The sequence below is a fragment of the Mycobacterium sp. genome (assembly GCF_050701515.1).
In the GTDB taxonomy this organism is placed as follows: domain Bacteria; phylum Actinomycetota; class Actinomycetes; order Mycobacteriales; family Mycobacteriaceae; genus Mycobacterium.
In genome coordinates, this window is record NZ_JBOGDB010000287.1 from 1 (window position 1) to 7,022 (window position 7,022).

Here is a 7,022-nt window from a genome sequence, read left to right on the forward strand (position 1 = left end):
TCGCTCACCAGGTGTCGATGAACCGACGGGGTGGACGATCCTCGGTCCGCGCCGTCGCGGCTGTCAGGGTGGCGGCGATCAGCCTGCGGGTGTCGGCGGGGTCGACGACGTCGTCGATCTCGAACAGCTGAGCGGCGTTGAGCGCCTTCGCGTTCTCTTGCGCTGCCGCGGTGGCCTGGCGTACCCGGCTTTCCCGCTCATCGTCGTCGGCGATCGCCTCCAGCTCCTTGCGCAGCCCCAATCTGACCGCGCCCTCGAGGCCCATCGGGCCAAGGTGCGCCCCGGGCCACGCCACGGTGAGCAGCGGCTCGTGCAGGCTGCCGCCCGTCATCGCCTGCGCGCCCAGCCCGTAACCGCGGCGCAGCACGACCGCGACGACCGGCACGCGCAGCGCGGCACCCGCGACGAGCATCCGGGACGCCCGTCGCACCAGCGCTTCGGCCTCGGCGGCCGGGCCGACCATGTAACCCGGGCAGTCGATGAGCGACACGACGGGAAGCCCGAAACAGTCGCACAGCTGCAGGAATCGGGCCGCCTTGTCGGACGCGGCGGCGGTGATCGCCCCCGCCATGTACCGCGTGTCATTGGCCATCACTCCGACCGCTCGACCCTCGATCCGCGCAAAGGCAGTCACCATCTCGCGGGCGAAGCGGGGACGCAGGAACGTCACCGAACCCTCGTCGGCCAGTGTCTCGATGACCGGCGCGACGTCGTAGGCGCGCCGGTCGCGCTCGGGAACGATTGTGCGCAACCGGTTTTGGTCAGCGCTGGCACCGGGTGCAGTGGAGCCCTGGAAGTAGCCCAGCAGCCGCTTAGTGACCGCGACGGCTTCCGGCTCATCCGCGACGACGACGTCGACCACGCCGTTGGGCTCCTGGGTGGAGATCGGCCCGACCTCGTCGGGGTGGACGTCGCCGAGGCCGCCGCCGGCGATCATGGCCGGACCGCCCATCCCGATCGACGAGTCTTCGGTGGCCACGATGAGGTCCGCGCAGCCGGCGATGACGGCGTTTCCGGCGAAGCAGCGGCCCTTGACGATCGCGATGCGCGGCACCACACCCGACAGCTGGGCCCACAGCTTGAACGCGCGCGCATCGAGCGCCGAGACGGTGGGATAGTCGGTGTCCCCCGGTCGTCCGCCGCCGCCTTCGGCGAAGAACACGGTGGGCAGCCGCATCCGTTCGATCAGTTCGAAGAGTCGGTCCTTCTTGCGGTGACCGAGGTAGCCCTGGGTCCCGGCGAGCACGGTGTAGTCGTAGGACAGCACGGCGCAGGTACTGCGCTCGTCGCCGAAGAGGTCGCCGTTGACGCGGGCCGTGCCGGCCACCAGCCCATCGGCGGGCGTGCGCTCGATCAGGTCGGTGAGATCGCGGCGAAAGCGCTGGGCGGCGATGGCGAACCGGCCGTACTCGACGAACGAGCCAGCGTCGACGAGATCGTCGATGTTCTCCCGTGCCGTGCGTCCGTTCGATGCATGCCGGCGCTCGACCTCGTCGGGCCGGGCCGCATCCTCGGTCAGCGCACGCCGCCGCAACAACTCGGCGTGATCGTCGCGCATGGCACTGACGCTAACAACGCGTGCAGGCAGCGGCTATGGCAACACGGTCTTCATCAACATCACGTTGTATGTATCCCAATGCGACAGATTGAAGTACAGCTCCTTGCCCGTCGACCAGGGGTGCAGGTACGGCGCGTAGATGCCACCGGGGATATCCGCTGACTTCACGAGCACTTGCTCTGGACCCCACGGTCCTTGCGGAGCCGGCGCGGCCCGTGCCACGACGTCGTTGGCGCCGTTGCAGTACAGCACCAGGAACTGCCTGAGGTGGGTGTTGTATTGGGCCGACATTTCGCCGACCGGACCCGGGATCACCGGCGTGGCGGCCGCCGGATTGTTGGGGACCCAAGCGTTTTGGTCCGCGTTCCAGTATTCGTACCTATTGACTTCCGAGATGAGTCCCTGGGGCACTCGCGACACATACGCCGAACCGCTGCGCCCGGCCGGTGTTCCGAACGAGTAGACGTAGCCGTCGCCATGCCGCAGGAACGCCGCCATCTGGAAGTTCTCATTTCCCGCAACGAATGGGACACGCGGGACGCTGCCCGGAGCGACCGCGCGGACGCTCTGCGGGTAGACCCCCCAGTTCTCTCCGTTGTCGGGCGACACCGCGATTCCCGAGAAGTTCGTCGTCCAGTTGCCTGGGTTGTCCCAGCTCTTGATGGACATGAAGCTGACGTATTGGTTTCCCCCGACGGCGATGCCTGCGGTCGGAATGATTCCCGTCTCCGTTGGAGCGAACTTGATGCTGTTGATGATCTGTTTGGAAATGCCCGGCGCCCAGACCGGTGAGCCGGAGTACTGATTGCGGACGGCGCCATTCGGCACGCTGATCGTCTTGGCCAGCGCGCGGTCGCTGGTGCGGAACATCGTGTTGTACCGCCATTGCCTGCCGCGGACGCTGCAATAGCCGATCGTGTCGCCGAAGGCCATCAGCACCTGACTGTTGGCGGGATCGCCGTTGTCCCACATGATCCCCAGGTCGGTCCCGGTGATGGCGAAACGGGCAATCGTATTGTTCGGGCTCTCCGGTCCGGTCACCCAGCCGATGAGCGATGTTCCCGGTGGCGGGCCAGGCGGGGGCGGAGCCGGCCCAGGCGGTGGCGCGGGCGCGGGTGGCGGCGCAGCGATGGCTGCCGCATCCGGAGCCGGCGGAGGAGGATTGGGAACGGGCATCACCCCGGCCTGCTGTTCCACCTGCGCGGACTGCGGCGTAAATGCGTTGAGGATCGTCCGCGACAGCCGGCCCAGGTTGGGAAGCGGCACGCGCTCCCTCGCGTTGCGAGGCTTGTGCCCGATCGGAGGCCCGTTGGCTCCCGGCAAGGCCGGAGTCGCCGCCGCGTTCGGAGCGGCCGGAGGTTGAGCTTCCGCGGCGGCACCCGTGCAGGGTTCGGCGGTCGCCGGTGGCGCAACACCGGCCGCCACGAGTCCGATAGCGGCGGCCGACGCCACCGATATCGATGCCATGCGAAGACGCGGCGACATGTCACACCTTTCCGGGCAGGACGTCGCAGGACGTCCGCACTGCGAGCTGATGTGACGATAGTGATCTATGGGGCTCTTGTGATCCTTGATGTACCGATAGGTACGCATCCGTGACCGTGTCGCAACCTGCCGCTTGGCTTCCGCATGGGTCGTCGTTCACACCACGATAGTGTGAGCAGGTGAGCAACACCGACTCTGCGCCGGCCGAAGTGGCTTGCGCGGCATCGTCATTCGCCGGTGTGCTGCATCCGCGCGAAGTGCCGCTGGGCGGCACCGGCATGGACGTGCCGCCGCATCCGCACACCGGGCTGCAGACGGTCAGCTGGTTGTTCAGCGGCGAGGTGGAACACCGTGACAGCGCCGGGGTGCACGCCATCGTGCGGCCGGGAGAACTGAACCTGATGACGGCCGGCGCGGGCATCTGCCATTCGGAGGTGTCCACCCCGGCGACCGGCATCCTGCACGGCGTGCAGCTGTGGGTTGCCCTGCCCGATGCCGACCGCGACACCGGCCGCGATCTCGCGCACTATGCGCCCGAGCCGGTCAGGGTGCCCGGCGCCGTCCTTCGGGTGTTCCTCGGTGAGCTTTCGGGTAGCCGATCCCCCGTGCACACCTTCACACCGTTGCTCGGAGCGCAGGTCGATCTGGACCCCGCCGCGCGGGTGACGTTGGATGTCGACCCCGCATTCGAGCACGGTGTGCTGCTCGATCAGGGCAGCATCGAGGTCGAGGGCACCACACTCGACCTTGCCGATCTGGCGTTTCAACCCACCGGCCGGACGGCGCTGCCGCTGCACAATCCGGGCGCGCACCCGGCCCGGGTGCTGCTCCTGGGCGGTCAGCCGTTCGCCGAGGAGCTGGTGATGTGGTGGAACTTCGTCGGCCGCAGCCATGACGACATCGCCGGCTACCGCCGGATGTGGGAGGACGGCGATGCCCGTTTCGGCGCCGTCGAGGGATACCGCGGCTCCGTCGCGCGGCTGCCGGCTCCGCCGCTACCGAATGCCACGCTGCGGCCGCGCTCCAACCCGAAGGGAACTCCATGACCACCGACAAGACCGGCGCAGCCACCACCGTCACCGCGCGACCGGATCGCTACACCATCGCGGTCGAGGGGCAGGAAGTCGGACGGGCCGAGTTCACCGACCGCGACGGCCAACGCGTCTTCACCCACACCGAGGTCGACAAGGACTACGAAGGACGCGGCCTCGCAACGATTCTCATCGCCGAGGCGCTGCAAGCCACCAGCGACGCCGGCCTGCAGATCGTCGCCAAGTGTCCGACGGTGGCCAACTACGTCAAGAAGCACGACGAGATCGACGCTATCGTCACTGGCGATGACGACTCATGACCGGGCGTTCTTCACCGCCGACGGGGACGTCCTGGTTCCCAACCCGATCGCGCGAGGGCCGTGGGGTTCGACGATCAGCGGCACCTATGTCGGTGGGCTGTTAGGGCGGTCGGTCGAACTCGACGCCGGCGACCCCGACCTGCAGCCCGCACGGCTGACCGTCGACCTGTTGCGGCCCGCCGCACTGGCCGAACCGGTGCGGGTGGACACCACCGTCGAGCGCCAGGGCCGCCGCCTCCGACTGGTGGATGCGGTAATGACGCAGGCCGGTACCGTCGTCGCCCGGGCCAGCGCGCTCTTCCTGCGCCGCGCTGAACAGCCCGCCGACCCGGTATGGACGTCGCCCATCGACATGCCGCCGCCGCCGACGGCGCCCGCCGACCTGTCCGGCGACGTCACCATGGAGGTGTGGGCGTACGGCAAGAACTCGGTGGCAACCGGTCCCAGCATGGATCTCACCGAGTGGCAGCATGCGGGCCCGAAGTACGCCTGGGTGCGCGACGTCATCCCGCTGGTCGATGGCGAACCCATCACCCCGTTCACCCGCGCCGCCATGGCCGGCGACGTGACAAGCTCGCTAACCCATTTCGGCGCAACGGGTTTGAACTTCATCAACGCCGACTACACGCTGACCCTCAGTCGGCTGCCGGACGGCGAGTACATCGGGCTGGCCTCGTTGACGCACTACAGCCACGCCGGGGTCGCCACCGGAGTGGCCGCGATCTTCGACCGGCTTGGGCCGATCGGCAGCGGGGTCGCGACGGGTCTGGCCAACCCGGGCTTCCGTCCGCCGAAGCGCGGCTAACGCGGCTGCAGAATGACCACCGGGATCTCCCGGTCGGTCCAGCTCCGGTAGGTGTCGAAATCGGCGTAGGCCTCGACCAGTAATGGCCATAGCCGCGCGCGCTCGTCAGGACCTGCCGTCACCGCACGCACCGCCCGCCTCTCGGGACCGATCTCGACGAAGGTGTCGGGGTTGGCCACCAGATTGCGGAACCACTGCGGGTTCTCCGGGCGGCCGCCTTGCGACCCCACGACGATCACGTTGTCGCGGTCGGTGATGTACACCAGCGGGGAGACGAACAGCTTCCCTGACTTGCGGCCGCGGTGTTCGAGCAGCAGCGTGGGCACCGGCTTCTTGAAGCCCGCGCCGATCCGCCACTTACCACCGACCTTTCCGCCGGTGCGGCGGTAGACCCAGACGTGTGCCTTCCCCGCGTACTTGAAGATCTTGGGCAGAATCGCAGAATCCAGCTGCTTCGGCCGCTTGTTCGGATCCATGCCGCTCAACCCAGATACTGCGCGGTGCTGCCGCCCACCGGCATGGCGGGCATACCGAGCTTGCCGTGATCCCAGCTCCGCATCCGACTCGGTACCACGCGCACCGCGATGCGATTGTTCATCATCTTATCGACGTACGGCCGCATCTCGTCGGTATACGGGCCGGTGTAACGTTCCCACACACTGATCCCCACGCGCAGAAGCAAATCCGGATCGTCGACGATCTCGCCGCGGCCGTCGATCGACACGCCACGCAGGGTGTTGTAGGTCTGGCCGTCTTCGATCATCACCGTCACGGTCGGGTCGCGGCGCAGGTTGACCGCCTTCTGCGACTTGGCCTTGGTTTCGAAGTAGATCAGGCCATCGACCACCGCGTACCACATGGCGACCAGATGCGGCTGTCCGCCGGGCGACACCGTCGCCAGGGTCGCGGTGCGGCTGCGCTCGATGAATTCGGCGACCTCCTCGTCGGACATGACGATCTTCGCCCGCTCGTTCTTGCCCACCCGGCGATACTTTCAGATCCCGACCGGCGCCACGGCCACCGGGACCCTCGTTCTCGCCGAAACTGAATTCCCGGTCGTCAGGCCGGCCGCTTGACAACCGGGAACGCTGTTTCGGCGGGGTGGTCGCAAGGTGTTGGCGGCGTTGGTTTTGAATGGAGTGTTGGATTCGAAAGGGGCACATGCTGAAGGACATTCGCGAGCTCGCGGGCGACCCGGAGGCGTACGCCGCCGAGCTTCGCCGACGCTGGGGCGGACTGCTGAGCTACCGCTACATCGGCCGCAAGTACAGCCAGATGGACCTCGGCCCGGTCGATGACACCGTCACACTGCGCCGTGACATGCGGAACCCGACGGGCGGACTGCTGCTCGCCGTCCTCGGCATCGCGTCCCCCGACAGCGGCGGCGTGTCGGACCTCGAAGCCGTTCCGAACCCGGTCATCCACTCCTGCCAGCTGCTCGATCCGGGCCGCGATGTGCGCCGCATCGAGATCACCACCGAGGTGCTCAAGCAGGGGCGACAGCTGGCCTACAGCCGTTCGACCATCGTCGACGCCGACCATCCCGAGCGGGTGCTCGCGTTGACCGAAGGCCAGGGCATCAGCATCGGCGTACCGCCCGACGGGCTGCAGAAGATGGATCCCGTCCCGCTCGACGTCGTTGACTCCGACGAGCTGCCGCCGCTGTGGCAAGTGTTCGGCGGCCGGCGTCGACCCGACGGCCATTGGGCGCTACCCGAACTGGCGGCCGAAGTGGCCTCGCCCGACGCCGCGCTGCACATCGGGCCCCAGTTCGTCATCCTCGAGACGGCCGCCTTCGACCGGGCCGCCGAATCGGCCGGAAC

The 7,022-nt window shown here is 67.9% G+C and carries 8 protein-coding genes; 4 read left to right on the top strand and 4 right to left on the bottom strand.

All coding sequences use genetic code 11. The features are described from left to right. Positions 1-4 precede the first annotated feature (4 nt). Together ACRDU5_RS21350 and ACRDU5_RS21355 are read right to left on the bottom strand one after the other, a co-directional pair. Positions 5-1,558 carry an acyl-CoA carboxylase subunit beta gene (locus ACRDU5_RS21350; RefSeq protein ID WP_526616985.1) on the bottom strand — a complete coding sequence of 518 codons (1,554 nt, stop codon included), beginning with the start codon at positions 1,556-1,558 and terminating at the stop codon, positions 5-7. Between the two features lie 33 nt (positions 1,559-1,591). Beyond that, positions 1,592-3,151 (bottom strand): DUF4185 domain-containing protein, encoded by a 1,560-nt coding sequence (locus ACRDU5_RS21355; RefSeq protein WP_526616986.1) that lies wholly within the window; start codon positions 3,149-3,151, stop codon positions 1,592-1,594. Positions 3,152-3,222: 71 nt separating this feature from the next. Here ACRDU5_RS21355 and ACRDU5_RS21360 point away from each other — a divergent pair, with 71 nt between their 5' ends. From ACRDU5_RS21360 to ACRDU5_RS21370, 3 genes are read left to right on the top strand one after another with little or no spacing between them, the layout of a single operon-like run. Further along, a complete protein-coding gene (locus ACRDU5_RS21360) occupies positions 3,223-4,089 on the top strand; it encodes a pirin family protein (protein ID WP_526616987.1) in 867 nt (288 codons plus the stop codon). Next, entirely contained in the window at positions 4,086-4,394 is a 309-nt protein-coding gene (locus tag ACRDU5_RS21365; protein WP_526616988.1) for a GNAT family N-acetyltransferase, read from the top strand. Before ACRDU5_RS21360 ends, ACRDU5_RS21365 begins: the two co-directional genes overlap by 4 nt. Next, on the top strand, positions 4,381-5,199 hold the full coding sequence (locus ACRDU5_RS21370; RefSeq protein ID WP_526616989.1) for an acyl-CoA thioesterase domain-containing protein: 819 nt from the start codon (positions 4,381-4,383) through the stop codon (positions 5,197-5,199). Before ACRDU5_RS21365 ends, ACRDU5_RS21370 begins: the two co-directional genes overlap by 14 nt. Here the strand turns inward: ACRDU5_RS21370 and ACRDU5_RS21375 are convergent. Next, positions 5,196-5,675 carry a nitroreductase family deazaflavin-dependent oxidoreductase gene (locus ACRDU5_RS21375; protein ID WP_526616990.1) on the bottom strand — a complete coding sequence of 160 codons (480 nt, stop codon included), beginning with the start codon at positions 5,673-5,675 and terminating at the stop codon, positions 5,196-5,198. The two genes, ACRDU5_RS21370 and ACRDU5_RS21375, sit on opposite strands and share 4 nt — an antisense overlap. Positions 5,676-5,680: 5 nt before the next feature. Continuing rightward, positions 5,681-6,181, bottom strand: a complete 501-nt coding sequence (locus tag ACRDU5_RS21380; RefSeq protein ID WP_526616991.1) for a pyridoxamine 5'-phosphate oxidase family protein — start codon at positions 6,179-6,181, stop codon at positions 5,681-5,683. 179 nt (positions 6,182-6,360) lie between these two features. On the opposite strand from ACRDU5_RS21380, the gene ACRDU5_RS21385 reads away from it, so the two are divergent. Then, positions 6,361-7,022 (top strand): hypothetical protein (locus ACRDU5_RS21385; protein WP_526616992.1); only part of this gene is annotated, 662 nt, incomplete at its 3' end.